This is a genomic window from Kitasatospora sp. NPDC085895 (assembly GCF_040702125.1).
Taxonomy (GTDB): domain Bacteria; phylum Actinomycetota; class Actinomycetes; order Streptomycetales; family Streptomycetaceae; genus Kitasatospora; species Kitasatospora arboriphila.
Genome location: NZ_JBFBJY010000030.1, coordinates 61,780 through 85,948 on the forward strand (window position 1 = coordinate 61,780; position 24,169 = coordinate 85,948).

At 74.4% G+C, this 24,169-nt stretch carries 27 protein-coding genes; 11 read left to right on the plus strand and 16 right to left on the minus strand.

Annotated features, from left to right (window positions below; genetic code table 11):
• Window positions 1–25: 25 nt before the first annotated feature.
• Both efeB and efeO read right to left on the minus strand, forming a co-directional pair.
• On the minus strand, window positions 26–1,327 hold the full coding sequence (gene efeB / locus AB0442_RS20065; protein ID WP_366164285.1) for an iron uptake transporter deferrochelatase/peroxidase subunit: 1,302 nt from the start codon (window positions 1,325–1,327) through the stop codon (window positions 26–28).
• Window positions 1,328–1,413: 86 nt separating this feature from the next.
• Window positions 1,414–2,553, minus strand: coding sequence for an iron uptake system protein EfeO (efeO, locus tag AB0442_RS20070; RefSeq protein WP_366164286.1), 1,140 nt, complete (start codon window positions 2,551–2,553; stop codon window positions 1,414–1,416).
• 334 nt (window positions 2,554–2,887) lie between these two features.
• On the opposite strand from efeO, the gene AB0442_RS20075 reads away from it, so the two are divergent.
• Window positions 2,888–3,520, plus strand: coding sequence for a methyltransferase domain-containing protein (locus AB0442_RS20075; RefSeq protein WP_366164287.1), 633 nt, complete (start codon window positions 2,888–2,890; stop codon window positions 3,518–3,520).
• A 15-nt stretch (window positions 3,521–3,535) separates the two neighbouring features.
• On the opposite strand, the gene AB0442_RS20080 is transcribed toward AB0442_RS20075, so the two are convergent.
• Window positions 3,536–4,585, minus strand: a complete 1,050-nt coding sequence (locus AB0442_RS20080) for a GntR family transcriptional regulator (protein ID WP_366164288.1) — start codon at window positions 4,583–4,585, stop codon at window positions 3,536–3,538.
• 326 nt (window positions 4,586–4,911) lie between these two features.
• Here AB0442_RS20080 and AB0442_RS20085 point away from each other — a divergent pair, with 326 nt between their 5' ends.
• The 3 genes from AB0442_RS20085 to AB0442_RS20095 all read left to right on the plus strand — a co-directional run bounded on the left by AB0442_RS20085 (window position 4,912) and on the right by AB0442_RS20095 (window position 8,121).
• Window positions 4,912–5,955: a substrate-binding domain-containing protein gene (locus tag AB0442_RS20085; protein WP_366164307.1), complete on the plus strand. Its 1,044-nt coding sequence runs from the start codon at window positions 4,912–4,914 to the stop codon at window positions 5,953–5,955.
• Window positions 5,956–5,998: 43 nt separating this feature from the next.
• The gene (locus AB0442_RS20090; protein ID WP_366164289.1) at window positions 5,999–6,778 is read left to right on the plus strand and encodes an ATP-binding cassette domain-containing protein; all 780 of its coding nucleotides are present in this window, start codon (window positions 5,999–6,001) and stop codon (window positions 6,776–6,778) included.
• A gap of 74 nt (window positions 6,779–6,852) precedes the next feature.
• On the plus strand, window positions 6,853–8,121 hold the full coding sequence (locus AB0442_RS20095; protein ID WP_366164308.1) for a sugar ABC transporter permease: 1,269 nt from the start codon (window positions 6,853–6,855) through the stop codon (window positions 8,119–8,121).
• Window positions 8,122–8,196: 75 nt separating this feature from the next.
• Here the strand turns inward: AB0442_RS20095 and AB0442_RS20100 are convergent, their stop codons facing one another.
• Both AB0442_RS20100 and AB0442_RS20105 read right to left on the minus strand, forming a co-directional pair.
• Complete coding sequence (locus AB0442_RS20100) at window positions 8,197–8,757, minus strand: GNAT family N-acetyltransferase (protein ID WP_366164309.1); 561 nt, start codon at window positions 8,755–8,757, stop codon at window positions 8,197–8,199.
• A gap of 116 nt (window positions 8,758–8,873) precedes the next feature.
• Window positions 8,874–9,440, minus strand: coding sequence for an XRE family transcriptional regulator (locus AB0442_RS20105; protein ID WP_366164290.1), 567 nt, complete (start codon window positions 9,438–9,440; stop codon window positions 8,874–8,876).
• 103 nt (window positions 9,441–9,543) lie between these two features.
• Between AB0442_RS20105 and AB0442_RS20110 the strand changes: the two genes are divergently transcribed.
• Both AB0442_RS20110 and AB0442_RS20115 read left to right on the plus strand, forming a co-directional pair.
• The gene (locus AB0442_RS20110; RefSeq protein WP_366164291.1) at window positions 9,544–9,903 is read left to right on the plus strand and encodes an STAS domain-containing protein; all 360 of its coding nucleotides are present in this window, start codon (window positions 9,544–9,546) and stop codon (window positions 9,901–9,903) included.
• A gap of 60 nt (window positions 9,904–9,963) precedes the next feature.
• Window positions 9,964–10,437, plus strand: coding sequence for a universal stress protein (locus tag AB0442_RS20115; protein WP_366164310.1), 474 nt, complete (start codon window positions 9,964–9,966; stop codon window positions 10,435–10,437).
• A gap of 89 nt (window positions 10,438–10,526) precedes the next feature.
• Here the strand turns inward: AB0442_RS20115 and AB0442_RS20120 are convergent, their stop codons facing one another.
• Window positions 10,527–10,895, minus strand: a complete 369-nt coding sequence (locus AB0442_RS20120) for a MauE/DoxX family redox-associated membrane protein (protein ID WP_344624267.1) — start codon at window positions 10,893–10,895, stop codon at window positions 10,527–10,529.
• A 128-nt stretch (window positions 10,896–11,023) separates the two neighbouring features.
• On the opposite strand from AB0442_RS20120, the gene AB0442_RS20125 reads away from it, so the two are divergent.
• Window positions 11,024–11,527, plus strand: coding sequence for a metallophosphoesterase (locus AB0442_RS20125; protein ID WP_366164292.1), 504 nt, complete (start codon window positions 11,024–11,026; stop codon window positions 11,525–11,527).
• Between the two features lie 71 nt (window positions 11,528–11,598).
• On the opposite strand, the gene AB0442_RS20130 is transcribed toward AB0442_RS20125, so the two are convergent.
• The 4 genes from AB0442_RS20130 to AB0442_RS20145 form a co-directional block, all read right to left on the minus strand.
• The gene (locus AB0442_RS20130) at window positions 11,599–12,393 is read right to left on the minus strand and encodes a metal-dependent hydrolase (RefSeq protein ID WP_030269391.1); all 795 of its coding nucleotides are present in this window, start codon (window positions 12,391–12,393) and stop codon (window positions 11,599–11,601) included.
• A gap of 175 nt (window positions 12,394–12,568) precedes the next feature.
• Window positions 12,569–13,369, minus strand: coding sequence for a HEAT repeat domain-containing protein (locus tag AB0442_RS20135; RefSeq protein ID WP_366164293.1), 801 nt, complete (start codon window positions 13,367–13,369; stop codon window positions 12,569–12,571).
• 9 nt (window positions 13,370–13,378) lie between these two features.
• Window positions 13,379–13,774 carry a contact-dependent growth inhibition system immunity protein gene (locus AB0442_RS20140; RefSeq protein ID WP_366164294.1) on the minus strand — a complete coding sequence of 132 codons (396 nt, stop codon included), beginning with the start codon at window positions 13,772–13,774 and terminating at the stop codon, window positions 13,379–13,381.
• Entirely contained in the window at window positions 13,764–15,014 is a 1,251-nt protein-coding gene (locus tag AB0442_RS20145; protein ID WP_366164295.1) for a DUF5685 family protein, read from the minus strand. The genes AB0442_RS20140 and AB0442_RS20145 overlap by 11 nt, the downstream gene beginning before the upstream one ends.
• A gap of 258 nt (window positions 15,015–15,272) precedes the next feature.
• Between AB0442_RS20145 and AB0442_RS20150 the strand changes: the two genes are divergently transcribed.
• A complete protein-coding gene (locus AB0442_RS20150; protein WP_366164311.1) occupies window positions 15,273–16,286 on the plus strand; it encodes a zinc-dependent alcohol dehydrogenase in 1,014 nt (337 codons plus the stop codon).
• 21 nt (window positions 16,287–16,307) lie between these two features.
• Here the strand turns inward: AB0442_RS20150 and AB0442_RS20155 are convergent, their stop codons facing one another.
• Both AB0442_RS20155 and AB0442_RS20160 read right to left on the minus strand, forming a co-directional pair.
• Entirely contained in the window at window positions 16,308–16,685 is a 378-nt protein-coding gene (locus AB0442_RS20155; RefSeq protein ID WP_366164296.1) for a DUF6188 family protein, read from the minus strand.
• A gap of 121 nt (window positions 16,686–16,806) precedes the next feature.
• Complete coding sequence (locus tag AB0442_RS20160) at window positions 16,807–17,760, minus strand: NUDIX hydrolase (protein ID WP_366164297.1); 954 nt, start codon at window positions 17,758–17,760, stop codon at window positions 16,807–16,809.
• Window positions 17,761–17,909: 149 nt separating this feature from the next.
• Between AB0442_RS20160 and AB0442_RS20165 the strand changes: the two genes are divergently transcribed.
• Entirely contained in the window at window positions 17,910–18,260 is a 351-nt protein-coding gene (locus AB0442_RS20165) for a DUF488 family protein (protein WP_366164298.1), read from the plus strand.
• A gap of 13 nt (window positions 18,261–18,273) precedes the next feature.
• On the opposite strand, the gene AB0442_RS20170 is transcribed toward AB0442_RS20165, so the two are convergent.
• Both AB0442_RS20170 and AB0442_RS20175 read right to left on the minus strand, forming a co-directional pair.
• Window positions 18,274–18,831: a hypothetical protein gene (locus tag AB0442_RS20170; RefSeq protein WP_366164299.1), complete on the minus strand. Its 558-nt coding sequence runs from the start codon at window positions 18,829–18,831 to the stop codon at window positions 18,274–18,276.
• Window positions 18,832–19,037: 206 nt separating this feature from the next.
• Window positions 19,038–19,223, minus strand: coding sequence for a DUF1508 domain-containing protein (locus AB0442_RS20175; RefSeq protein WP_263106398.1), 186 nt, complete (start codon window positions 19,221–19,223; stop codon window positions 19,038–19,040).
• 570 nt (window positions 19,224–19,793) lie between these two features.
• Here AB0442_RS20175 and AB0442_RS20180 point away from each other — a divergent pair.
• Window positions 19,794–20,153, plus strand: coding sequence for a VOC family protein (locus tag AB0442_RS20180; protein ID WP_366164300.1), 360 nt, complete (start codon window positions 19,794–19,796; stop codon window positions 20,151–20,153).
• Window positions 20,154–20,237: 84 nt separating this feature from the next.
• On the opposite strand, the gene AB0442_RS20185 is transcribed toward AB0442_RS20180, so the two are convergent.
• Together AB0442_RS20185 and ligD are read right to left on the minus strand one after the other, a co-directional pair.
• Window positions 20,238–22,412, minus strand: a complete 2,175-nt coding sequence (locus AB0442_RS20185; RefSeq protein ID WP_366164301.1) for a M4 family metallopeptidase — start codon at window positions 22,410–22,412, stop codon at window positions 20,238–20,240.
• Between the two features lie 249 nt (window positions 22,413–22,661).
• A complete protein-coding gene (gene ligD / locus AB0442_RS20190) occupies window positions 22,662–23,588 on the minus strand; it encodes a non-homologous end-joining DNA ligase (protein WP_366164302.1) in 927 nt (308 codons plus the stop codon).
• 130 nt (window positions 23,589–23,718) lie between these two features.
• Between ligD and AB0442_RS20195 the strand changes: the two genes are divergently transcribed.
• Complete coding sequence (locus tag AB0442_RS20195) at window positions 23,719–24,063, plus strand: hypothetical protein (protein WP_366164303.1); 345 nt, start codon at window positions 23,719–23,721, stop codon at window positions 24,061–24,063.
• Window positions 24,064–24,169 lie beyond the last annotated feature (106 nt).

Sequence of the window (24,169 nt, forward strand, 5' to 3'; positions counted from 1 at the left end):
GGTGGAGGTGGTACGGGGCAGGGGGTCAGCCGAACAGGGCCTGGCCCCACCATTCGCCGGGCTTGCGGACGCCGGGCGGGCACGCGAAGTGGCCGGAGCCGACGTGCGTGATGTACTCGTTCAGCGCGTCGTTCGCGGCGAGCTTCGACTGCAGCGGCACGAAGGCCTTGCGGGTGTCGCGCTGGTAGGCGAGGAAGAACAGGCCGGCGTCCAGGCGGCCGAGGCCGTCGGTGCCGTCCGTGAAGGAGAAGCCGCGGCGCAGGATCATCAGCCCGTTGTTGCTGTCCGGGTGCGCGAGGCGGACGTGCGCGTCCTGCTTCATCGCGGACAGGTCCGGGGTGTCCCGCTCCTTCTGCTTGCCGACGGGGGCGCCCTCCAGCTTGCTGCGGCCGAAGACGTCCTCCTGCTCCTTGAGCGAGGTGCGGTCCCAGGTCTCGATGGTCATCCGGATCCGCCGGGCGACCAGGTACGAGCCGCCGGTCATCCAGTCCTGGCCGTCGCCGGGGGCGACCCACACGTGGTCGCCGAGCGCCTTGGCGTCCGTCCCGGCGATGTTGTGGGTGCCGTCCTTGAAGCCCATGAGGTTGCGCGGGGTCTGCGCCTCGGGGGTGGTCGAGGAGGTCTTGCCGAAGCCGAGCTGCGACCAGCGGACGTTGACCACGCCCATGCCGATCCGGGCCAGGTTGCGGATCGCGTGCACGGCGACCTGCGGGTCGTCGGCGCAGGCCTGGATGCAGATGTCGCCGCCGGTGCGGTTCTCCTCCAGCCGGTCGCCGGGGAACTTCGGCAGGTCGACGAGGGCCTCGGGCCGCTTGGCCTTGATGCCGAAGCGGTCGGTGCCGTCCTTCTCGAACAGCGTCGGGCCGAAGCCGACGGTCAGGGTCAGCCGCGACGCGGGCAGGCCGAGCGCCTCGCCGGTGTCGTCCGGCGGGGCCTCCGGGATGCCGCCGGTCGCACCGGTGCCGACCTCGCGGCCGCCGGTCATCGCGGCGGCGGCCTTCGTCCACTCCTTCAGCATCTTCACCAGGGCCTCGCGGTCCTTGGTGATGACGTCGAACGCGGCGAAGTGCAGCCGGTCCTGGACGGGCGTGGCGATGCCGGACTGGTGGTCGCCGTAGAACGGGATGTCGACGGTGGAGTCGATGCCGGGGGCGGCGGCGGGCGCGGCCTCGTGCATGGTCGCGGCGGCCACCGAGCCGGCGGCGGCCGCACCCAGGGCGAGGCCGGCACCGGCCCAGCCGATGACGGCGCGGCGGGTGGGGGCGGCCTGGTCGGTGGCGGTGTCCGGCGCGGTGGTCTCGGTGGTCTCGGTGGTCTCGGCGTCCACGGGGCTTCCTTCGGTCCTGTCTCTGCGGATGCCGCGGCGGCCCGGTCGGGCCGCCGCGGCGGGGCGCTGGTGCGGTCGGTCCGGGATCAGCCGGTGACGACGACCGCGGCGGCCAGCTTCGACAGCGGCTCGCCCAGGGAGTTCACCGCGTCCGAGAACGCCTTGCGCTCCGGCTCGGTGATCTTGTCGTAGGAGGTGTAGGCCTCGCCCTGCTTGTACTGGCCGAGCAGCACCTTGATCGCGGCGAACTCGGCGTCCAGGGTCTTGGCCAGCGCGGCGTCCTTCTCGGAGGCGACCGGCTTCAGCAGCTCGTAGGCCTTCTCGGCACCGTCGACGTTGGCGGCGAAGTCCGACAGGTCGGTGTGGGAGTAGCGGTCCTCCTCGCCGGTGATCTTGTTCTTGGAGACCTCGTCCAGCAGCTCCTTGGCACCGTTGGCCATCGAGGTCGGGGTGATCTCGGCCTTGGCGACGCGGGACTGCCAGTCCTTCAGGTCGGTGACCAGCTGGTCGGCGAGCTTCTTGTCGTCGTCGGTGATCCTGCCGTCGGCCCAGAGCGACTTCTCGAGCTTGTGCCAGCCCGTCCACTGCTGGCCGGCCTCCAGGCCGTCCTCGCGGGTGTCGGTCTTCGGGTCGATGTCGCCGAAGCTCTCGGCGATCGGCTCGGTGCGCTCCCAGCCCACGCGGGAGGCGGCGAACAGCGACTTGGCCTTCTCGGCGTCGCCGGCCTTGACGGCCTCGGCGAACTGGGTCACCACCGGGATGGTGGCGTCGGCCTGCTCCTGCGCGTACTTCCGGTAGGCCTCGACGGCGGCGGCCAGGCGCGGGTCGGCCTTGGCGGCCGGCGCGGCACCGCCGGTGACGGTGATCTTCTGGCGGATGCCGTCGCCGGTCATGCCCGGCTTGCAGGCGATCTCGTACTCGCCGGCCTTGATCTCCGCGTGGATGCTCACGGTGGTGCCCGGGCCGATGTTCTCACGCTCGGTGACGATCTTGTCGCCGGCGGCGTAGACGTAGACCTCGGTGGACTTCGAGCCCTTGTTCTGGACGGAGAGCTCGACCGCGCCGGCCGGGAAGCTCGTCTTCGCGACCTCGCAGGCGGAGTCGGAGGCGGTCACCTTGACCGCGTCCGCGGAGGCGGCGTCGTCCTTCTTGGAGCAGCCGGCCAGGGCTGCGCCGGCCACGGCGATGGTCAGGAGCGTCGCTGCGGTGGAGCGGCGGGCGGGCATGGCGTACTCCGAGGGTGCTGGTCGGTATTCCGGCACCCAGGACAGTAAGGGAAGCAAGCCTAACCTAACAACCTTTCGAACCGTCAGGGAACGCCATCGAATCCCAGCCGTGACCTCGGCACATCACGGCCCGTCGGCGTCCCGGCGCGGACCCGCGCACCCCTCCGGCGCCGGCCCCGCGTGCACGGCAGAAGGATCGTTCGTCCACCCTCGGTCGGCGGTGGCGCCGGGCCCGCCCGGCCCGCCGGCACCGCCGCCACCACCACGGGGTTACCAAGGTCATACGCCGGCCATGCGGCGCCCGCCGCGTACGCTCGGACCGAGGAGGCCACCGATGGACAGTCAGGACTGGGACGAGCGGTACCGCGCCACCGAGCAGCTCTGGGGCGTCGAGCCCAACCGCCGGGTCGTCCGCGAGTGCGAGGAGCTGCCGGCAGGCCGCGCCCTCGACCTCGCCGCCGGCGAAGGACGCAACAGCATCTGGCTCGCCGAACGCGGCTGGCGGGCCACCGCCGTCGACTTCTCCGCCGTCGCCCTCGACCGCGGCCGTGCCCTCGCCGCCACCCGCCCGGCCGGCACCGCCGACCGGATCGACTGGGTGCACGCCGACGTCCTCGCGCACACCGCCGAACCGGCCGGGTACGACCTCGTCCTGGTCACCTACCTGCAGCTCCCGGCCGCCGACCGCCGCACCGCGCTGCGCCGGGCCGCCGAGGCCCTCGCCCCCGGCGGCACCCTTCTCGTCGTCGGCCACGACAGCCTCAACCTCACCGAGGGCACCGGCGGACCGCAGGACCCGCGGGTGCTCTTCACCCCCGACGACGTCCTCGACGACCTCGCCGGCACCGGCCTGGAGACCGTCCGCGCCGAACGGGTGCGCCGCACCGTGGCCGCCCCCGACGGCCACGGCACGGCGGGCGAGGCGATCGACGCCCTGGTCCGGCTGCACCGGCCCCGGCCCCGGTAGCCCGCCCCGGACGGCTCAGCGCGGCCGGGACCTCGCCTTCCGCGGCGAGGCCTCCAGCGCCTGCAGCCCGCCGGCCCGGAACCGGTCCCGCCAGGCGGCCACCAGCTGCGCCGAGTGCCCGAGCCGTCCGGCCGCCTCCTCCGCGGAGGCGTGCTCGCAGGCCAGTACGATCCGGGCGCGCAGCGCGAGTCCGCGGTCCGGTGCGTTCGGCGAGGCCCAGGAGTGCAGCACCGCCCGGTCCGGGTCGGCGATCCGGTTCGCGCCGCCCGCGGGGCGCGGCCGACCCTCGGCGGGCAGGATCGCCTGGCTGTCGGCGTACCGCAGTTCGGCCTGCTCGTCGGCGATCCGGAAGACCGTGCCGATCAGCGGGCGTCCGTGCTGGTCGGCGATGGTGCGCCGGACTTCGAGGCCGCCGGGCGAGGCGTGCTCCGCGGTACCGCGGGCCAGCTGGACGCTGTCGGCGGCGCGGAGCCTGAGGCCGGCGGCGGCCGCCCAGCCGTACAGCTCGGTGAGGTCCGTCTCTCGGCCGCTCTCCGGCTCCTCGCCGAGCGCCCACGCGGCCCGCCCGAGCCCGGGCAGCAGCACCGTCAGCACCGGGGCGAACCAGGAGCCGGCCGATTGGAGCGTCCGCCCGTCCGTGCCCCGCAGCCGGTGGTCGTAGGCGAGCGCGGCGCGCCGGGGCGGCAGTTCCAGCGCCGCCGCCACCCACGGGTCCGGCGGTCGGCGCAGCAGCCGCCCGTGCCCGGCGGCCGAGCGGGCCGGGCGGAGGAAGGAGCCGGGGAAGGCGTGGGCCGGTGCCGGGCCGGGCGAGGGCCGGGCCGGCCGTCCCTCCCGCGCCGCGAGCACGTAGGTGCCGAGGTGGTCGCCGGCCACGAAGCCCTGGGTCCGCAGGTGCTGCAGGGCGGCCCGCACCGTCTGCCGGTTCACTCCGTACGTGGTGGCGAGCCGCCGTTCCGAGGGCAGGTTCTGCCCCACCGGGAACCGGCCCCGCCCGATGTCCTCCCCCAGGTCGCGCGCGATGTCCAGGTACGCCGGTGCGCGGCGTTCCGTCCGTTGTCCAGGCATGCCGAGGAGACCCCCACTGGTCGTATCCGTAGCGCTACCTCATGACTGTGCACCGTCAGCATAGGGCGCTGGTCTGGACCATTGGTCTGTTGCGGGTGAATCTTCGGTGCAGGCCCCGGGTCCGTCCGTCGCCCGCGGTACCCGTCGAGACGGGTAGGGCCGAACGGGCGATATTCCACCGCGCATTGGCCCAGCCGCTGTCGCGGGGCCGGTGATTGGCTCGCAGACTCGGAGTCCGGGGGTGAGATCGAGTGAGAGGCTGTCCAGTGAAGCTCGTCGTACGTCAGCTTGTCGTCGCCGCCACGGCGGCCTCCGTCGGTCTGGGCATGGCCGCCTGCGGAAGCGCCAAGCAGTCCACCAGCTCCGGCGCGTCAGGCGGCGCCTCCGGTGGCACCGTCAAGGTCGGCCTGCTCCTCCCGGAGTCCAAGACCACCCGCTACGAGCAGTTCGACCGTCCGCTGCTCGAGGCGAACATCAAGAAGCTCGTCCCCGGCGCGCAGATCGACTACTACAACGCCAACCAGGACGCGACGCTCCAGCAGACCCAGGTCGACACCGCCCTCACCAAGGGCAACAAGATCCTCGTCCTGGACGCCGTCGACTCCAAGTCCATCCAGGCCTCCGTCCAGAAGGCCCACGACGCCGGCGTCAAGGTGCTCGCGTACGACCGCCTCGCGCAGGGCCCGGTCGACGCCTACGTCTCCTTCGACAACTTCAAGGTCGGCCAGCTCCAGGGCCAGGGCCTGGTGGACGCGGTCGGCGCGAACGCCAGCAAGGGCTCGATCATCATGATCAACGGTTCGCCGACCGACCCGAACGCGGGTCAGTTCAAGGCCGGCGCGCACAGCGTGATCGACGGCAAGCTCACGGTCGGCAAGGAGTACGACACCCCGAACTGGGACCCGAACACGGCCAACCAGGAGACCGCCGCCGCGATCACCGCCATCGGCGGCCCCAACGTCGTGGGCATCTACTCCGCCAACGACGGCATGGCCGCCGGTGCCGCCACCGCCATGAAGGCGGCCGGCATCAGCGTCCCGCTCACCGGCCAGGACGCCCAGCTCGACGGCATCCAGCGCATCGTCGCCGGCACCCAGACGATGACGATCTACAAGCCGTACGAGCCCGAGGCCGAGGCCAGCGCCAAGATCGTCGCGGCCTGGGCCAACGGCACCTCGCTCACCCCGAGCGACGTCCCGACCACCGCGACCAGCGGCAGCGGCCAGAAGGTCCCGGCCAACCTGATCACCCCGATCGTGGTCACCAAGTCCAACATCAAGGACACGGTGGTCAAGGACGGCCTCTACACCGTCGACCAGATCTGCACTCCCGCCTACGCCGAGGCCTGCAAGGCCGCCGGTCTCCAGTGACGAGGCGTTCCCACCCGTCCGACCGACAAGGGAGCTGATTTCCGTGGAAGGCCCACCCGTCCTGGCGTTGCGCGGGGTCTCGAAGCGGTTCGGCGCCGTCCAGGCGCTCACCGACGTGGAGCTGGAGGTGCCCGCGGGCGAGGTCGTCGCCCTCGTCGGCGACAACGGCGCCGGCAAGTCCACCCTGGTCAAGGCGATCGCCGGGGTGTACGTCCCCGACGACGGCGTGATCGAGTGGCAGGGCAGGGCGACCAGCATCCACCGGCCGCAGGACTCCCAGAGCCTCGGGATCGCGACCGTCTACCAGGACCTCGCGCTCTGCGACAACCTGGACGTGGTGGGCAACCTCTTCCTCGGCCGGGAGATCCGCAAGTTCGGCGTCCTGGACGAGGTCGCCATGGAGAAGCGCTCCCGCGAACTGCTCAGCACGCTCTCCATCCGGATCCCCAGCGTGCGCATCCCGATCGCCTCGCTCTCCGGCGGCCAGCGCCAGACCGTCGCGATCGCCCGTGCGCTGGTCGGCGACCCGAAGGTCGTCATCCTGGACGAACCCACGGCCGCGCTCGGCGTCGAGCAGACCGCCCAGGTCCTCGACCTGGTCGAGCGCCTGCGCGAGCGCGGTCTCGGGGTCATCCTGATCAGCCACAACATGGCCGACGTGATGGCGGTCTCCGACAAGGTCGCCGTCCTGCGGCTCGGCCGCAACAACGGTGTCTTCGACCGCCGGGCCACCAACCAGGAGGAGATCATCTCCGCCATCACCGGTGCCACCGACAACGCCGTGACCCGGCGCAAGGCCCGCGGACAGGAGGGACAGCAGTGACCGACGATCCCACCGGCGGGCCCGGCCAGGAGCCAGGACGCGAACCCGGACGGGTCCCGCTGCCCGAGGACAGCATGCCGAAGGGCGGCGTCAACGCCCCGGTCGACGTCGCGGCCGCCGCCACCCCGGCGGTGGACCCGCGCCTGATCGTCCGCCAGCAGGGCCTGAAGGGCTACGTCCAGGAGTTCCGTCGCCGTGTCAGCAGCGGCGAACTCGGGTCACTGCCCGTCATCGTCGCCCTCATCGTGATCTGGGTGGTCTTCGGCAGTCTGAACTCCAGCTTCCTGTCCGCCCAGAACCTCTCCAACCTCTCCCAGCAGATCGTCGGCACGGGCATGATCGCCCTCGGTGTCGTCTTCGTGCTGCTGCTCGGCGAGATCGACCTCTCCGTCGGCTCGGTCTCAGGCCTCTGTGCCGCGATCTTCGCCGTCATGGACGTCACCCACGGCGTCAACCAATGGGTCGCCCTGGTGTGCGCGCTGGCGGGCGGCGCGGCGGTCGGTCTGATCCAGGGCTTCTTCTTCGCCAAGATCGGCGTGCCGGCGTTCGTCGTCACCCTGGCCGGCAACCTCTTCTGGAACGGCCTCATGCTGCAGATCCTCGGCAGCCAGGGCACCATCAACCTTCCCGGCGACGACATCGTCTCCAAGCTCTACACCACCATCTACGGCGCGCAGATCGCCGCGTACGGCACGGCCGCGATCGGCGTCCTGCTCTTCCTCGCCTCCCAACTGATCGACGCCAGACGCCGGCAGGCGGCCGGGGTGCCGTCCCGGCCGCCCCTGGACATCGCGCTGCGCACGATCCTCCTCGCCATCGTGGCGTTCCTGGCGGCGTACACCCTCAACCAGTACAAGGGCCTGCCGCTCGCGCTGCTGATCTTCCTGATCTTCATCGTGGTGCTGGACTTCGTGCTCCGTCGCACCACCTACGGACGGCAGATCTTCGCGCTCGGCGGCAACATCGAGGGCGCCCGGCGCGCCGGCATCAACGTGTCGTGGACCCGGATCTCGGTCTTCATGATCACCTCGACCATGGCGGCGATCGGCGGTCTGTTCCTGGCCGCGCAGATCCAGTCGGCCAGCCAGACCTCCGGCGGCGGCAACCTGCTGATGAACTCGATCGCCGCGGCGGTCATCGGCGGCACCAGCCTCTTCGGCGGCCGGGGCTCGACCTGGTCGGCCCTGCTCGGTGCCCTGGTCATCGGCTCGATCCTGTCCGGCATGAACATCCAGGGCCTCAGCAACGCCCTGCAGTTCATGATCACTGGTGCGGTGCTGCTGGCCGCGGTCGTCATCGACTCGCTGGCCCGCCGCACCCAGCGGGCGGCCGGCCGGGCCTGACGCCGGGCGGCCCACGGCCCCTCCCACCGTGTCCACCGGCGGACGCGGCGGGGAGGGGCCGTTCGCGTGCCCGGGTCAGGGCAGGTGTGCTGCGGCGGTCCCGGCGGCAGAGGTGGTCGCGGCGGCGTCGGAGGTGCCGGGGTGCTCGGCGGCGTCGAGGTGCTTGTAGAAGAAGATGCTCGGGCGGAGCGTGCCGGCGGGATCGGCCGCGTAGCCGGGGACGGTGCCGAGGGCCGTCCAGCCGGACGAGCGGTAGAGCGGTTCGGCGTCGCTGCCGGTCTCGGTGTCGAGCAGCAGCAGGGTGCGGCCGCGCTCGGCGGCGGCCCGCTCGGCGAGCGCCAGCAGGGTGCGGCCCAGCCCGCGGCGGCGGGCGGTGCTGTGCACCAGCAGCTTGCCGATCTCGGCGCGGTGGGCGCCGTTCGGGTACTGCTCCAGGGCGAGACTGACCGTACCCAGCGGGCCGCCGGCCGGGCCGGCCGTCCATACCAGCAGGGCGCCGGCGGCAACCGCGTCGGCCCGGGCACGCCACCACGCCGTCGCGGCCTCATCGGTCAGGTCGGCCGGGAAGCCGACCGAGGCACCGGCGCGGACGGCGTCGATCAGCAGCCCCGCCAGGGCGGGGGCGGCGGCGTCCAGGGCCTCCGCGGTGAGGAGCTCGGTGCTGTCGTGACCGGCGCTGTGGTGATCGGTGTGATCGGTGGGCTTGTGATCGGTGGTCGGTGGCACGGGTTCCTCCGGTCGGGGGCTGGCGGTCAGGGGAGGACGAGGGCCAGCACGTAGCGGGCCGGGTCCGGGCCCGGGCTGTGGAAGGCGGTGCGGCCCCAGAGCCGGAAGCGCAGGCAGTCCCCGGCCGCGAGGTGGTGCGTCCGCTCCTGGACGGTGAGGTCGAGCCGGCCGGAGAGCAGCCAGAGGTGCTGCTCCAGGCCCGGCACCGACGGTCCGTCGTAGTCGACCGAGGCGCCGGCCGGCAGGGTGCCCTCGACCAGCTCGCCGCGCAGGCCGGCCAGCGGCGGCGACACCGAGCGGCGGACGAAGCCGGAGGCCGGATCGGTCCAGACCGGCTGCTCGGCCGCCCGGACCAGGCCGCTGCCGTTCTCCTCGACCTCGGCGAGCAGCTGCGACATGGTGCGCCCGTACGCCCGGCAGAGCCGGCCGAGGAGTGCCGCGGTCGGGCTGATCTCGGCTCGCTCCAGCCGGGAGAGGGTGGAGCGGCTGACGTCGGCGCGCAGCGCGAGGTCGTCCAGCGACCAGCCGTGGGCGGTGCGGAGCTCGGCGAGGCGGGCCGCGAGCCGGAGGTCCAGCGGATCGTCGGGTCTCATATCCGGGATATTATCCCATATCCGGGATCCTCCTCCAGCTCGGGCCGCTCGGGCGGCGCCGACCTATCGTTGAGGGGCGTGCCTTCGGGACGAGGAGCGAGCGATGGAACCGGACAGCGGGCAGTTGACCGTCGCGGTACGGCGTTCCGCGCATGCCGTGGTCGTCCGCCCCGAGGGCGAACTCGACCGGGACGGCGAGGCGCCGCTGCGCGACGCCCTGGAGAAGGCCGTCGCCGCCGCGCCCGGACTCCTCGTGGTGGACTGCGCGGGACTCACCTTCTGCGACTCGGCCGGCCTCGACCTGATCCTCGGCGCGCGGGAGGTGGTCGAGGCGGCCGGCGGCGCCCTCGTGCTCGCCGAACCCGGCGCCGCGCTCTCCGGGCTGCTGGAGATCGCCGGCGCGGAGGAGGTGCTGCGGGTCTACGGCACGCTCGCCGAGGCCCTCGCCGCAGGCGAGCACTGAGCGCCTCCCCGGCGGATCGGGCGGGCGGGGCGGCGATAGGCTCGTGCCGTGAGTGACGACATGTCGGCGGAGCCCAGGCCGGCCGCCGTACCGCGCTTCGAACGCGGTACGGACGGACCCAAGGTGATCGTCGCCGGTGCGGACGGATCCGACGCCTCCTGGCGCGCGGTCGCCTACGCGGCCGGTCTCGCACGGCGGCAGAACGCCCTGCTCGCGGTGGTCTTCGTCCAACCCGTGCTCGGCGCGGCCGCCGCGCTCGGCCTGCCCGTCGCCGAGGCCACCGCCGCCGTCGCGGAGCACCTCCTCGACGAGATCCGGCTGGGGGTCGAGCGGCTGCGCGGCATCCACGAGATGCGCTGGCAGTTCGTCACCTTCCCCGGGGACCCGTACTCCGGACTGGTGCGGGCCGCCGACGAACTCAAGGCGGACGCGGTCGTGGTGGGCGCCTCCGAGCAGGCCGGGCACCGGATCGTCGGCTCGGTGGCCGTCCGCCTGGTGAAGGCGGGCCGCTGGCCGGTCACCGTGGTGCCGTAGGGCGGGTCCTGGTGGGGAGCGCCGCAAGGGGCGGGGGGAACTGCGCAGTTCCACGCGCCCCTGGCGGTGCGCCCGTCCGGTGCGGTTGCCTAGGCGTTGCGGCGGACCTTGAGGGCCCAGAGGACGAGCGGGACCTGGAGGGGGAGGCGGGCCGCTGCGGCCTCGCGCCAGGGCGAGGGGCGGTGGCGCCAGTCGTACGCCATCTTGACGTTGGCCGGGAAGACGGCCGCGAACAGGCCCGCTGCGGCCAGGGCCCCGGCGGCGCGGGTGCGCGGGGCCAGGACGGCCGCGCCGACCGCGAGTTCGGCCACGCCGCTGGCGTAGGTCCAGGCGCGGGGCGAGCCCGGCAGGGAGCGGGGGACGATCGCGTCGAACTGCCGCGGGGCCGCGAAGTGCGCCACCCCGGCGCCGACCAGCAGACCGCCGAGGGCGCGCGCGGAGAGGGATCGGACGGGCATGCGCGGGACCTCCGGCGGGCGGGAGACTGTTGTTACCCGACAGTAGCGTCTGGAGGGCCGAAGCCGGAAGACGCGCCGGGCCGGAACGTCGGCCGCTGCCGCCCGCCCCGCCCTGGCAGACTGCGGCCGTGGAGCTCCTCCTGGTGTCCGACACCCACGTGCCCGCCCGCGCCCGCAGCCTGCCCGGCGAACTGCTGGAGCGGATCGCCACCGCCGACGTCGTGGTGCACGCCGGGGACTGGACGGACATCGCCACCCTGGACCTGTTCGAGGAGCACGCCGCCCGCCTGGTCGCCGTGCACGGCAACAACGACGGACCGGAACTGCGCGCCCGGCTGCCCGGGACCGCCCGCGCCGAACTGGACGGGCTGCGGCTCGGCGTCGTCCACGAGACCGGCCCCGCCCGCGGGCGCGAGGAGCGCTGCGCCGCGCTGCACCCCGGCCTGGACGTGCTGGTCTTCGGCCACAGCCACATCCCCTGGGACACCACTGCCGAGGGCGGGATGCGCCTGCTCAACCCCGGCTCGCCGACCGACCGGCGCCGGCAGCCGTACTGCACCTACATGACCGCCCGCATCGAGGCGGGAAGCCTGGTCGCGGTGGAACTGCACCGCCTGCCGCCGCGGCACTGAGACGCCCCGCCGGCACCCGTGGGATTCGCGGGCACCGACGGGGCGTGCGCAGGGCGGGGTGCGCGGCCGGGTCAGCCGACGAAGCCGAGCGCGGCGACCGCGCCGATCGCGCCGAGTCCCATGAAGACCGGCATCAGGACCTTGATCTCCACCCAGCTGCCGGCCCGGAAGCGCATCGCCTTCGGCGGGCCGATCGGGTACCAGCGCTTGCGGCCGATCGGGATCGGCCACAGCACCGGGCAGCCGGAGACGGTCAGCGCGTCGCCCAGGCAGTGCACCAGGGCGCCCAGCGCCACCGGCAGGCCGATCCACAGGTAGTCCTGGCCGGGCTGGTCGAACAGCCAGTTCGCGCCGTTGCCCGGCTTGTCGAGCACGCTGGCGAGCGTCCAGGCGCTGGTCGCGCCGAGCAGCCAGACCAGGATGTCGCTGGACATCCGGGCCTGCCGCCACAGCAGCCCTTCGACGGCCAGCACCATGTGGATGAAGAGCACCACCAGGACGCCCCAGCGGTCGCCGTACGCCGAGAACAGCGAGGCCACCACGCCGGACAGCGCGGCCCAGAGCCAGGTGTGGGTGAGGGTGCGGTGGCCGCCGTTGCGGCGCGGGTCGCCCTTGCCGCGGGTCGCCTTGTAGGTGGCGGCACCGATCTTGTCGATGACCTCGCACAGGCCGCGTGACAGCGGGCCGAAGGCGCGGGAGACGGTGGCCGCCTTGTGGTCGAGGTCGGGGGCGAGCGCGGCGCCCGCCGAGATCAGCGCACCCGCCAGCAGGACGGGCCAGGGCATGGGCCGGTCCAGCGAGTACGCGGCCGCTCCTGCGGCCAGCCAGGCCGCCGCTCCGGAGAGCGCGTGTGCCGGTCCCATCATGGTGCTTCCCACCCCATCGCCGCGGTACGGGCGCCGTTGCGCGCCCCTGGTAGGGGCGCAGCATAGCCGAGCCGATCAAGGGCCTGCCCGGGGGCCCTGACCGCCGGTCACCGGGCCCGCCGGGGCGGCCGTTCGGGCCGGGAGCTCCGTGTGCGGACGGTCGGTAGGGCCCGCCTCAGTCCCGCTCGGTGAGCCACTCCCGGGCGTCGGCGACGGCCGTCCTGACCCGGTCGTCCGGATCGTCGGCGAGGCCGTCCACCAGCTCGGCCCGGCCAGGGGAGGACCAGTCCCAGACCGTGCGGACGAGCGCGGCGCGGACCCGCGGGTCGGGGTGGGCGGAGAGCCGGGCGAGTTCCGCCACCGGGCCCTTGCGGCGCCGTCGCCGTCCGAACCAGTGCAGCAGGTCGAGCAGGACCTCCGGATCGCCGGGATCGCCCGCCGCCGCCAGCCGTTCCAGCAGGACGCGGGTCGGCGGGGGCGGGCCGTCCAGCGGGTGGGGCAGCCGCTCGCGCAGCCGCCGGCCGCCGTACTCGCCGCGGACCCGGCAGCCGTCGCACTGGCAGGGCCGGCGGCCGTGCGACGCCGGGAAGTACCGCCAGCCGGCCACCTGCGGAGGGCGGCGCAGCCGGTGCACCTCGCCCGCGGCGACCGACCGGGGGAGGAACACCTCCCAGCCCCGCGGGTCCTCCATCGCGGCCAGCTGTCCGGCGGCCTCGGCCGCCGTCACCTGCCGGCCGGGCCTGCCGTAGTGGCGGACCGTCACCGGCTCGGCGTCGTCCAGCCGGAAGTGCACCGCGACCAGGCCGCCGCGGGTGCCGAAGCGGGCGAGCTCGCGCACCCACTGGTGGGTCAGGGTGTACGAGGGCAGCACCGGGAAGCAGTGGACGCCGCGCTCGCCGCGGCCCGCCGCCCGGATGCCCGAGCGGCGGATCCGCGGCGCGTCGGCCGCCGAGGTGAGGTGGACGAAGATCGGCACGGACGCAGGCTAGCGCCCGGCACCGTCAGCCGGGGAGCGGGTTTCCCGCCCGTACCCGGGACCGGCCGGGGGCGGGACGGCGCGGAGCCGCGCCGCGAGGTCCGGGTGGCTCGCCCGGAACGCGGGACTCCGGCCCGCCACGGCGTCGTGGAGGTCGCCGGGGTACAGGCCGCCCTCCGCAGCCGGGTCCGCCTCCAGCAGGTCGAGCGCCACCGGCACCAGGTGGGGCAGGCCGACGTCCTGGCCGATCAGCAGGCGCAGGCCCTCCGCACCGAGTTCGCCCAACGGCACCCGGCGCAGCGCGTGGGCGGTGGCCACCAACCGGGTGGCACCGGGGCCCGGCGGCGGCCAGGCGCCCTCCAGTTCGTCGAGAGATCGCCCGGGAGGGGCCGGTTCAGCAGTCACAGCCGCAGTCGCAACAGTCGCAGCCGTCACAGCAGTCGCACCCGTCGCAGCAGTCACAGTCGCAGCCGCTGCAGTCGCAATTGCCGCAGTCGCAGTCGCAGTTGCGCTGGCACCAGCCCTCCCTCTTCTCCCGACTGAACGGGTCCTCGTGCTCGCAGCACATCAGCTGGCAGGTGCAGGCCATCGCGGCCCACACCGCGCAGCCGGCGAGGCCCGAACGCCGCGGCTTCTTCGGCGGCAGCGGGGTCGGCGGCTCGCCGATCAGCGGACCGCCCGGGTGCGGGCCGTGCCCGTGGGCCGCACCCCCGTGAGCCGCGCGGGCGTGCGGGTCATGGGCGTGGGAGCCGTGCGCGTGCTGCCCGCCCGCGGTGACCGAGCAGCCCGCGCCGTGGCCGAACACCCGGTCCACCGCGAGGCCGGTCTCGTGCGCGAGCAGCCGGTGCACCAACGCCCGCTCGGTGAGCTCGACGTCCTTCAGCGCGAGCCGGATGCCGTGCACCGCGTCCCGGCACAGCCGCTCGGCCTCGTCCCGGCCGGTGCCGGTGGCCGTCAGCGGGTTCCACTGCCCGGCGGCAGCGTCCTCCTGCTGGTCCTCCGCCGCGTCCAGCAGGTGCGCCAGCCGGCCGAACAGCCGGCCCGCCTCCGCCAGCGCCGCCGCGTTGGCCGGCCGGCCGGCCAGCACCGCGGTGTGCGCGAAGGCGGCCGCGGTCGCCGTCTCCGTCGGCTCCGTCACCAGCAGCACCGAGGTGCCCGGCCCGGCGGCCCGCTCCAATTCCCCCTGCCGGTCGGCCGCGTCCAGCAGCACCGCGGTGTCGAAGCCCAGCCCCGCGCCGCCGCCCGCGCTCTGCCGGTCCCAGCGCCGGGCCACCGCCCGCGCCCCCGCGGCGACCGGCCGCTTCGCGAACACCCCGTCGGCGTCCAGCACGTGGTCGCGGACCTTCACCGACGCCAGCGCCAGCGACACCGCCGCGGCGAGCCGGGCGCCCTCGCCCTGCGCCACCTCGGCGCTGCGCATGCCGCGCAGCGGGCACGGGCCGGCCGTCCGGCGCCCGCCCGCCGCCCGCGGCCCCTGAGCCTCCACCAGCACGGATATGACGAGGCCGTCGTAGTTGGTGGCCGTCCGGGCCAGCTGCCCGTGGTCGTCGCGCAGCGCCAGGCAGAGCCCGCACAGGTGGGCCATCCACGAGCTGCGCAGCGTCTCCGACAGGCTGTGCCGACACGGCCTGATGATTCCGAACACCGTTCCCCCTCCCCGTTCGCGGCCCCACGGGCCGCGGTCGAACGGCCGTCATCCTAGGCGGTGCCACCGGGGCCGTGGCCAGGGACGGGTCGTGCGCCCCCGGCCGTGATCGGCCTCCGAGCGCAGGTCGGCGGCGGTGGCGGCGCCGGGGTGCCGTCCCGGCTTGCCGAGCGGGGCCGTCCGGGGGACGGTCGGAGGGGCGGCCGCGGCTCCGCCGAGGGCCCGGCCGTGAACGCGCCGATCCGGGAGGACACCGCCATGAAGGCCGTCGTCGTCCGCGACTTCACCGCACCGCTCGCCATCGAGGACCGCCCGCTGCCGGAGCCCGCCCCGCACCAGGTCCTGGTCCGCATCGAGGCCTCCGGCCTCTGCCACACCGACATCCACGCGGCCCGCGGCGACTGGCCCGTCCGCCCGACCCCGCCGTTCGTCCCCGGGCACGAGGGCGTCGGCGTGGTCGAACGGGCCGGGGACCTCGTCCGGCACGTCGGGCTCGGACAGCGGGTCGCCATCCCGTGGCTCGCCGACGCCTGCGGCCACTGCGACCACTGCGTCTCCGGCTGGGAGACGCTCTGTCTGCAGCAGCACAACTCCGGCTACTCCGTGGACGGCGCCTACGCCGAGTACGCGCTCGCCCACGGCGACTACGTGGTGCCGGTGCCGGACGGCATCGACCCGATGGACGCCGCACCGCTGTCCTGCGCCGGCGTCACCACCTACAAGGCGGTCAAGGTCGCCGACTCGGGCCCCGGCACCCGGGTGCTCGTCTCCGGCATCGGCGGCCTCGGCCACCTCGCCCTCCAGTACGCCCGCCTCGCCGGCGCCGAGACGATCGCCGTCGACGTCACCGACGAGAAGCTGGCCCTGGCCCGGGAACTCGGCGCCGACCACGTCATCGACGCCCGCATCCAGGACGTCCCCGCGCGGACGCAGAAGCTCGGCGGTGCGGACGCCGCGATCGCGCTCGCCGTCAGCAACGACTCGTTCCGGGCCGCGTACGGCGCGCTGCGGCGGGGCGGCACCCTCGTCCTGGTCGCCCTGCCGGCCGGCGGCACCCTGGAGATCCCCGTCTTCGACACCGTACTGAACGGGACGAAGGTGGTCGGCTCGATCGTCGGCACCCGCCAGGACCTCGCCGAGGTCTTCCGGCTGCACGAACTCGGCCGGACCAGGGTGATCCGGGAGACCCGGCGGCTGGAGGACGTCAACGACTGCTTCGAGGACGTCCTCGCGGGCCGGGTGTCGGCCCGGCTGGTCTTCGACCTGCGCTGAGCCGCCGCCTGCCAGGCAGGGTCAGACGGCGAGGTAGCCGCCGGGCTCCGCGGTGAACAGCGGGCCACCGGGCCCGGCGACCTGCCAGGCCGCGGTGCCCGCGACGGCGGTGTCCGGCGGCACCGACAGCGTGACGCCCGGCTCGAAGCGCAGCTCCAGCCCGCCGGCCCGGGTCACCGCCGCCCCCGCCACCCGGGCGCCGACCAGCCCGGCCAGCAGACCCGACGCGGGAACCGACAGCCCCGGGTAGAAGTGCTCGACCTCGGCGGCCGTCCGGACCCGGAAGTCGTTCGCCACGGTCAGCACCACACCGCCGGACAGCACCAGCCGCAGCGGCCCGGCCACCCTGACGGCCTCCACCTGCAGCCCGGTCAGCACGGACTCGATCTCGCGGACCATACGACCTCCTTGGGCAGGGCGGCACCGGCCGCTCCACTGCCACGATTGTCATGCCGCAGGCGGGCCGCCGTCACACCCGCCGCGCCGCCCGCCGCGGGTGCCCGGCCGCGCGGAGGCCCGATCACCCGGGACCGGCCGCCGGTGCGCCGTCCACCAGTTCGAGCGGCCCGGCCGCAGCCCCCCGACGGGCCAGCACGGCCGCGGTCCGGCGGTCCCCGGCGGCCGCCGCCGTGCCGCCGGACCGTCCACCACCCGGGCACCCGCCGTCGAAGACGTACACCAGGCGCGGAGCGCCGCCGGGCAGCCAGTCCAGGGCGAGCAGCCGCCCCGGGGCCCGGACCGAACCGAAGCGCTCGCGCAGCACCCGCGCCGCGGCACCCCGCGGCGTCTCCCGGTCGGCCGCCACCGGCTCCTGCACCGAGAGCACCCGGTCGGCCGGACCGGCGACGAGCACCTGGACCTCGGCCCGGATCCGCGGACGGGTGGCGTAGTACGTCTCCCGGTCCAGCGGCGGCACCACCGGCTGCCGCTCGCCCCCCGCCAGGTCCAGCCCGGCCGCCCGGGTGTACGGCGGCGCCGGCACCGGCGGCAGCCCGGCCGCCGCCGGCCCGACCGGGAAGCTGTCCTCCATCTCCACCGGACCCGACCCGGCCGGCGCCCGCAGACACGCCGCCACCCGCCGCGACAGCCGAGGCGGCAGCGCCGAGGCCGCCTGCCGGGGCGTCACGAAGGCGTACCCGCCGAGCTCGTCCTCCTGCAGCCGCACGGCCGCCAGCTCCGCCGCGGTCAGCGGCTGCGCCCAGTAGAGGAAGGAGACGATCGGCGGTCGGGTGCGGCTCATCGCCCAGTCCACGCTCGCCAGCGCCAGTAGCCGCGGCCGCAGCCCCATCTCCTCCTGCAGCTCCCGCACGGCGGTCGCCCGCAGCGTCGCGTCCCCGGGCTCCCAGCCGCCGCCCGGCACCTCGACCGGGTGCCGGCTCTCGTACACCGCCCGGACGACCATCACCCGGCCCGCCGCGTCCCGGAACAGCACGCCCGCCGCCGCCAGCGGCCCGGCCACCCCGTCCCACCCCATGGCCCCGCCTCCTCGTCGCCGCGCCCGGCCGTCGCGCGGATCCGCCCCGCCCCGCCCCGCCCCGCGGGCGGGCGGGCCGTACGGACGGCATCCGGGACACTCCGCAGCGTAGACGCGGAATCCGGCGGGCGGCGCGCGAGCATGGCCGGATGGCCGTCACCTGCCGCAGGCTCCACGACGAACCCGGACCCGACGAGGGAACCCTCGTCCTGGTCGACCGGCTCTGGCCGCGCGGCCTCGGGAAGGCGGACGCCGGCTTCGACGAATGGGCGAAGACCGTCGCCCCCAGCACCGAGCTGCGCCGCTGGTACGGACACGACCCGGAGCGCTGGACGGAGTTCCGCCGCCGCTACCGCACCGAACTGGACGAGCCGGAACGCGCCGGGGCCCTGGACCACCTGCGCGCCCTGGCCCACCGCGGCCCGCTCACGCTGCTCACCGCCTCGCACGAGGTGGGGACCAGCCACGCCGCGTACCTGGCCGAGCTGCTGAACGGCTGAGCCGCGCCAGGGGTCAGGTGCACCAGAACAGGAACGGCGTGCAGGACTTCGACGGTTTCGGCGATGGCTTGTGGCTGGGCCGCACGGTCGCCGTCGCGGTCGGCGTGGCGGTGGTCGGCGTCGCGGTGGCCGTCGGAGCGGACGCGGAGGCGGAGGCGCCCGGCCGCGCGCTCGCGGACTTCGACGGCTTCGCCGGGACCTGCCGGGTGGGCGCGGCCGAGGTGGTGGCCGGCGCCACGGTGGGCGTGTCGCTCGCCGCCGGCACGGTGTCGTCCACCGGCGCGCTGATCGGGCGTGCGGCGCCGCTGCCGTCCGGTGCCACGAGGGCCAGCACACCGGCGCCGCCGAGGACGAGGCCGGCAGCCGTGAGGATGGCCGCCCGGCGCCGCTTCGGTGCGGCCGTCCGGCGGGAGCGGCGGCGGTGCGGCTCGCCGTCCCGGGCCGGGCGGGCCGTGCTGCGGGCGGGCAGCACGGCCGTCACGTCCACCGGGGCGGGGCCACCGGCCGCCCCGCAGCCGGGGCAGGACAGTGCGCCGTTGAGGTGGCGTCGGCACGGTGCGCAGTAGTCCATGGGGTCTGCCGGGGTCGGTTCTCGCGCGGCAGGGGCGCGGCCTTGCGAAACGGACCCTACGCACGGCACCCGAACGGCCGACAGGTGTCACGTGTGAGGCTTTCGGGGAGATCCGATGCGGTCCGCAGAGGGGCGGCACGCACGCGAACGGGCCGGCCGCCCCGCAGAGGGGCGGCCGGCCCGCGCGCTGTCCGACCGGCCGGCGGCTAGGAGCCGGCGACCTCCAGCACCTGGGCGTACGGTGCCAGCTTGCGCAGCGACTCGATGCTCTTCAGGCACTGCTCCCGCGACTCCTCCGGGTCGCCGGTGACGACGACCGAGCCGTTGCTGGCCTTCAGGCGGAAGCGGTGGTTGCCCGACTCGTCGACGTACAGCTCGAACTTGCCTGCCATGTCCGTGTTCACCTCTCGACGGGGATCCCCCTCACCGGGCACCGTAGGAACGAACCCCCTCTGCCGCATGCCGGCTGAGGCGTTCGGGTGGGCGCCGGACGGGTGTCCGGAGCCCCGGCGGGCCGGTGCCGCGGCCGCCCGCGCGGCCCCGGAGCGGCGCGGCGCGCGGCCGGGGCAGGGCGGGCGGGGTTGCCCGGCCGGCGGGTTGACGTGCGTTCAGACGGAGTGCGGCGCGGCCGCCGACCGGGAGGAGGCCGGGATGCGGCAGGGACCGGGTGCACAGGAGGTCTCGGACGCGGTCGGGGGCGGGGGCGGGGGCCTGCTGCTCGGCACGCTGCGCACGCTCGTCCCGGTCGGGTCGGCGGCCCGGGCGGTGGAGGTGCTCGCGGCCGCCGCGGCGGTCTGCGGGGACGAGGCCGACCGGCGGCTGCACGCCGACGTCCGGCCCGGGGCGGTGCTGCTCGCCCTGGTGCCGCCCGCGGGGGCAGGGGTGGGCGCGGCGGAGGTGGAGCTGGCGCGGCGGATCTCCGCCGTCCTGCACGGCGCGGGGCGGCGGGGGAGCCGCGCTCCGTGCAGCTCCTGGAGATCGGCGTCGACGCGCTGGACGCCGCCGCGGTGCGGCCGTTCTGGAAGGCGGTGCTGGGCTACGCGGACGCCCCGGGCGCGGACGGGCCGTCGGATCCGCTGGTGGACCCGGCCGGGCGGGGTCCGGCGGTCCGGTTCCAGCGGATGGAGCGGCCGCGGCCGCAGCGCAACCGGCTGCACCTGGACGTGACCGTGCCGCACGACGAGGCGCAGCGGCGGGTCGGGGCCGCGCTGGCCGCCGGCGGCCGGCTGGTCTCCGCCGCGCGTGCGCCCGCGTGGTGGGTGCTGGCGGATCCGGAGGGCAACGAGGTGTGCGTGAGCACCTGGCAGGGCCGGGACGGGTAGCCGCAGCGCGCGTGGGCGCTGCGGTGGACCCGGGCGGGACGTCGTGGGTCGACCGCCCGGGTCCACCGGTCCGTGGGGCCGGGATCAGCCGGCGGTCACCGAGGTGTCGTCGATCAGGAAGCTGGTCTGGAGGGAGGAGTCCTCCGTGCCGGTGAACTTGATCGTGACGGTCTTGCCCTTGAAGGCCGACAGGTCGAGCGTGCGCTGGACGTAGCCCGTGGTGGCGTCGACGTTCGAGTAGGTGGCCAGGGTGGTCGTCGTGGTGCCGCTGACGACCTGGACCTTGAGCGTGTCGTACGCCGTGCTACCGGTCTCCGCGGTGGTGATCCGGTTCCAGAAGGTCAGCTTGGGTGCGGTGGCGGTCGCCGGGACGCTCACCGACTGCGAGAGCGTGTCGGTGTGCGCCGAGCCGTAGCCGTCCAGCCAGGCGTAGTACGAGCCGGTGCGGGGGGCCGCGCCCGCGTCGTTGGTGATGACGCCGGAGGTGCCCGTCCAGGAGGTCGCGCCGGACTCGAAGCCCGGGTTGAGCAGCAGGTTGTCGCCGGTGGGCGGCGGGGTGGTGCCGCCGCAGGTGGTGGCGGTCGGCGCGACGGAGACCGCGCTCCAGGCCTTCTCGACCGCGGCGCACTGGGTGCTGCCGGCGCCGTACAGGTCCTTGGCGGCCTTGACGGTGGCGGTGCGGGCGCCCGGGTAGTCGGTGTTGGAGGTCATGTAGACCGACAGCGCGCGGTACCAGATCTTGGTGGAGGCGTCGTTGCCGATGCCGGCGATCGTGGAGCCGTCGCAGGTGGGGCTGTTGCCCCACTGGGACTGGCCGGAGCCGACGGCGAGCAGGTAGAAGAAGTGGTTGCCGACGCCGGACGAGTAGTGCGGGTTGAGGTTCTTGGTGGTGCTGGACCAGCACTTGACGGACTTGCCGTCCTTGCTCGGGTCGTCCATCCAGCGCAGCGGGGTGCCGTTGCCGTTGATGTCGATCTTCTCGCCGATGAGGTAGTCCGGTGCGTCGGCCGGGCTGTTGGCGTTGAACTCGACCATCGTGCCCATGATGTCCGAGGTGGCCTCGTTGAGGCCGCCCGCGTCGCCGCTGTAGATCAGGCCGGCGGTGGCGGCCGTGACGCCGTGGCTCATCTCGTGGCCGGCGACGTCGATCTCGGTGAACGGCTTGGAGCCGACCGCGCCGTCGCCGTAGATCATCGCGAAGCTCGCGTCGTCCCAGCCGGCGTTGTCGTAGTTGGTGCCGTAGTGGACGAAGGAGCGGGCGCCCACGCCGTCGTTCTTGATGCCGTTGCGACCGAGGACGTTCTTGTAGAAGTCCCAGGTGGCCTGGATGCCGTAGTGGGCGTCGACGGCGACCGTGGCGCGGTCGGTCAGGGCGTTGTTGCCCCAGACGTTGTCGGCGTCGTTGAAGGCCACGCCCCAGCCGGCCGGCGGGGAGTCGTTGGTGGCGGTCTGGTTCTGCGCGTCGCGGGTCTCGCCGTTGCCGCGGACGGGGTCCTTGAGGGTGTAGCTGCTCGTGGAGTTCTGCGTGGTGCTGACGTTGACGTTGCCGACCTGGTAGCCCTTGCCGGTGCCGGTGGAGGCCGCGGCGGCCAGGGCGGCGGGGGCCGGGGCGGCGGCGGTGGGGGCCGCCTTGGCCTTGACGCGCTTGGTGCCGTCCGGCAGGAACGCGGAGAAGCCGTCCCAGCTCTCGCCGGTGGCGCCGGTGACGGCGTCGACCAGGACGTGGAGGTGGCTGGGGGCGCGGTCCGCGCCGGTGCCGTTGAGGACGACCTCCCAGACCAGCTTCGGCGAGGCGCCGGTGACGTCCACCGTCAGGACGGCGGTGCTGCTGCCGCGGGTGCCGCGGAACAGCTTGGCGGCCTTGGCGATCGCCTGCTGATCGGTGACGGAGGGGGTCACCGAGAGCGAGAGCGGCGTGGCCTGGGTCAGGCTGGTGGAGTCGAGGGTGCCGTTGGGGGCGGAGTGCACGACCACGTCGCCGCCGCGGACGGGGAGGCCGCGGTAGGTCCGGTTGAAGTGGACGTGGCGGGTGCCGTCCGCGTCGACCTGCACGTTGGTGACCTGGAAGCGGTCGTCGGCGCCGGCCTTCACCGCGTCGGGGTGGGCGGCGACCTGGGCGCTTGCGTCCTGCACGGCCTTGCTGTGGGAGGCCTGGGGCTGCGGGCCGGGTGCGGCGGCCACGGCGGGGACACCGGCGCCGGCTATGACGAGGGTGCTGACCGCGAGGGTGAGGGAGCTGCTCAGAAGGGGTCTCTTCATGGCGCCGAAGCGTGCTGGCTCATATGAATACCAGTCAACGCATGGCAATTCTGTAAAAATTAACAGACTTCAAGTTGACGGTTGATGTGAAGGGTCCGAAGCTGTGCGTTTCCTGGGAGGACCCGCTGCGGCCTGGGAATTCTTGACCGCGAACAGTCGTGGGGCCCGGCCGGCCGGGTCACGGCTGTGATCCATCTCACGGTGTTCCGGGCGGTGGTCGGTAAGCCCTGGACGTCCTGTTCGAGGTTGTCAGAGCGGGTGTTCGCGGGCCACGTCCTCGGGGCGTTTGTCCGTCCGCAATCCTTCGAAGCGGGGTGCGCGCAGCCGTCCGTCGCGGGTCCACTCGGTGAAGCCGACCCGGGCGACCAGCCGTGGTTCGACCCAGTGCACCCGGCGCTCCCCGGCGGGCGGGTCGGCGAACGGCGGGTCGGGGCGGACGAGGGTGTCGAGCTCGGCCCGCAGCCGGTGCAGCAGGGCCGTGTCGAAGCCCGTTCCGACCTTGCCGGCGTAGCGCAGCAACGTGGCCTCGTAGTGCCCGACCAGCAGGGCTCCGAAGCCGGTTCGGCGGCCGGACGGATCGGTGAAACCGCCGACCACCAGCTCCTGGCCCGCGGTGCACGGCAGCTTCAGCCAGTCCGGGGAGCGGCGCGGCACGTACCGGCTGTCGGCGCGCTTGGCGATCAGCCCCTCCCAGCCCCGCGCGCAGGCTTCGGCGAGCGGCACCGGGCCGTCCGCCCGGGCGTGCTCGGTGAAGTGCAGCGGATCGGCGAAGTCCAGCGTCTCGCGCAGCAGTTGCTTGCGGTCCAGCAGAGGCAGCCCGGTGGTGTCGTGCCCCATCAGCGCGGTCAGGTCGAACAGGAAGAAGGAGACCTGCACCCCGGCGGCGGCCGCCCGGACGGGGTCGCGCAGCTGCATCCGCCGCTGCAGCCGGGCGAAACTGGTCCGGCCCTGCCGGTCGAAGGCGACGATCTCGCCGTCCACGGTGAACCGGGGGACCGGCTGCGCGGCGAGCGCCGCCACCAGCTCCGGGTAGCCCCCGGCCATCGGCTCGCCGGTGCGGGAGAACAGCCGGACGGTGTCGCCGTCCCGCTCGGCGACCGCCCGGACGCCGTCCAGCTTGCGTTCCAGCAGCCAGCCGTCGTCGAAGCTGCGGCGGGTGCTCGGAGTGGCGAGCATGGGGCGGATCGGCACGTCTGCGCAGGTACCCGGGGGCCGGTCGGGCGGAAACCGTCCCGGCCGCCCTGCCGCCGGGACGGCCCAGTGGGACAGTGGACAGCGGGGGCCGGCAGCTGGAAGGAGCACGCCGATGGACCAGCAACCGATGTCCGGCAGCACACAGCCCGCAGTTCCGGCGAAGGGTGCGGTGCAGGCCGTGGCGGAGCCGCACTGGCCGATGGAACCGGTCTTCCGGAAGAAGCCGAAGCTGTCGGTGCGGCTGCGCGACATGTTCCTGGGGGTGAGCAGCTCGGCGGTGGTCTTCCTGCTCTCGCTGACCGTCGGCCTGATCATGGTCGAGGTGCAGGTGGACTCCAACTGGATGACGGCCTTCTGCTCACTCGTCTGGGCGATCACCTTCCTCGCGCTGATCGGCTGGTTCCTGGGGCACCGCGGTGGCGACCAGGCGCCGGTCGGCCGGGTGCGGATGGCCTGAGCCCGCATCCTCCCCGGACGTGGGGGGGGGGGGGGGCCGCCCGGGGGCGCGTTCGCGGAGGCCGGGGCCGCCGCCGCGGCCCCCGGCGCGCGCGCGCCCGCGCCGC

What these genes read in the sequence shown, in the direction of transcription:
- efeO (WP_366164286.1), bottom strand. Translation starts at nt 2,553, where the DNA reads ATGCCCGCCCGCCGCTCCACCGCAGCGACGCTCCTGACCATCGCCGTG.
- AB0442_RS20075 (WP_366164287.1), top strand. Translation starts at nt 2,888, where the DNA reads ATGGACAGTCAGGACTGGGACGAGCGGTACCGCGCCACCGAGCAGCTC.
- AB0442_RS20080 (WP_366164288.1), bottom strand. Translation starts at nt 4,585, where the DNA reads ATGCCTGGACAACGGACGGAACGCCGCGCACCGGCGTACCTGGACATC.
- AB0442_RS20085 (WP_366164307.1), top strand. Translation starts at nt 4,912, where the DNA reads ATGGCCGCCTGCGGAAGCGCCAAGCAGTCCACCAGCTCCGGCGCGTCA.
- AB0442_RS20095 (WP_366164308.1), top strand. Translation starts at nt 6,853, where the DNA reads ATGCCGAAGGGCGGCGTCAACGCCCCGGTCGACGTCGCGGCCGCCGCC.
- AB0442_RS20105 (WP_366164290.1), bottom strand. Translation starts at nt 9,440, where the DNA reads ATGAGACCCGACGATCCGCTGGACCTCCGGCTCGCGGCCCGCCTCGCC.
- AB0442_RS20110 (WP_366164291.1), top strand. Translation starts at nt 9,544, where the DNA reads ATGGAACCGGACAGCGGGCAGTTGACCGTCGCGGTACGGCGTTCCGCG.
- AB0442_RS20115 (WP_366164310.1), top strand. Translation starts at nt 9,964, where the DNA reads ATGTCGGCGGAGCCCAGGCCGGCCGCCGTACCGCGCTTCGAACGCGGT.
- AB0442_RS20120 (WP_344624267.1), bottom strand. Translation starts at nt 10,895, where the DNA reads ATGCCCGTCCGATCCCTCTCCGCGCGCGCCCTCGGCGGTCTGCTGGTC.
- AB0442_RS20130 (WP_030269391.1), bottom strand. Translation starts at nt 12,393, where the DNA reads ATGATGGGACCGGCACACGCGCTCTCCGGAGCGGCGGCCTGGCTGGCC.
- AB0442_RS20150 (WP_366164311.1), top strand. Translation starts at nt 15,273, where the DNA reads ATGAAGGCCGTCGTCGTCCGCGACTTCACCGCACCGCTCGCCATCGAG.
- AB0442_RS20155 (WP_366164296.1), bottom strand. Translation starts at nt 16,685, where the DNA reads ATGGTCCGCGAGATCGAGTCCGTGCTGACCGGGCTGCAGGTGGAGGCC.
- AB0442_RS20160 (WP_366164297.1), bottom strand. Translation starts at nt 17,760, where the DNA reads ATGGGGTGGGACGGGGTGGCCGGGCCGCTGGCGGCGGCGGGCGTGCTG.
- AB0442_RS20165 (WP_366164298.1), top strand. Translation starts at nt 17,910, where the DNA reads ATGGCCGTCACCTGCCGCAGGCTCCACGACGAACCCGGACCCGACGAG.
- AB0442_RS20170 (WP_366164299.1), bottom strand. Translation starts at nt 18,831, where the DNA reads ATGGACTACTGCGCACCGTGCCGACGCCACCTCAACGGCGCACTGTCC.
- AB0442_RS20175 (WP_263106398.1), bottom strand. Translation starts at nt 19,223, where the DNA reads ATGGCAGGCAAGTTCGAGCTGTACGTCGACGAGTCGGGCAACCACCGC.
- AB0442_RS20185 (WP_366164301.1), bottom strand. Translation starts at nt 22,412, where the DNA reads ATGAAGAGACCCCTTCTGAGCAGCTCCCTCACCCTCGCGGTCAGCACC.
- ligD (WP_366164302.1), bottom strand. Translation starts at nt 23,588, where the DNA reads ATGCTCGCCACTCCGAGCACCCGCCGCAGCTTCGACGACGGCTGGCTG.
- AB0442_RS20195 (WP_366164303.1), top strand. Translation starts at nt 23,719, where the DNA reads ATGGACCAGCAACCGATGTCCGGCAGCACACAGCCCGCAGTTCCGGCG.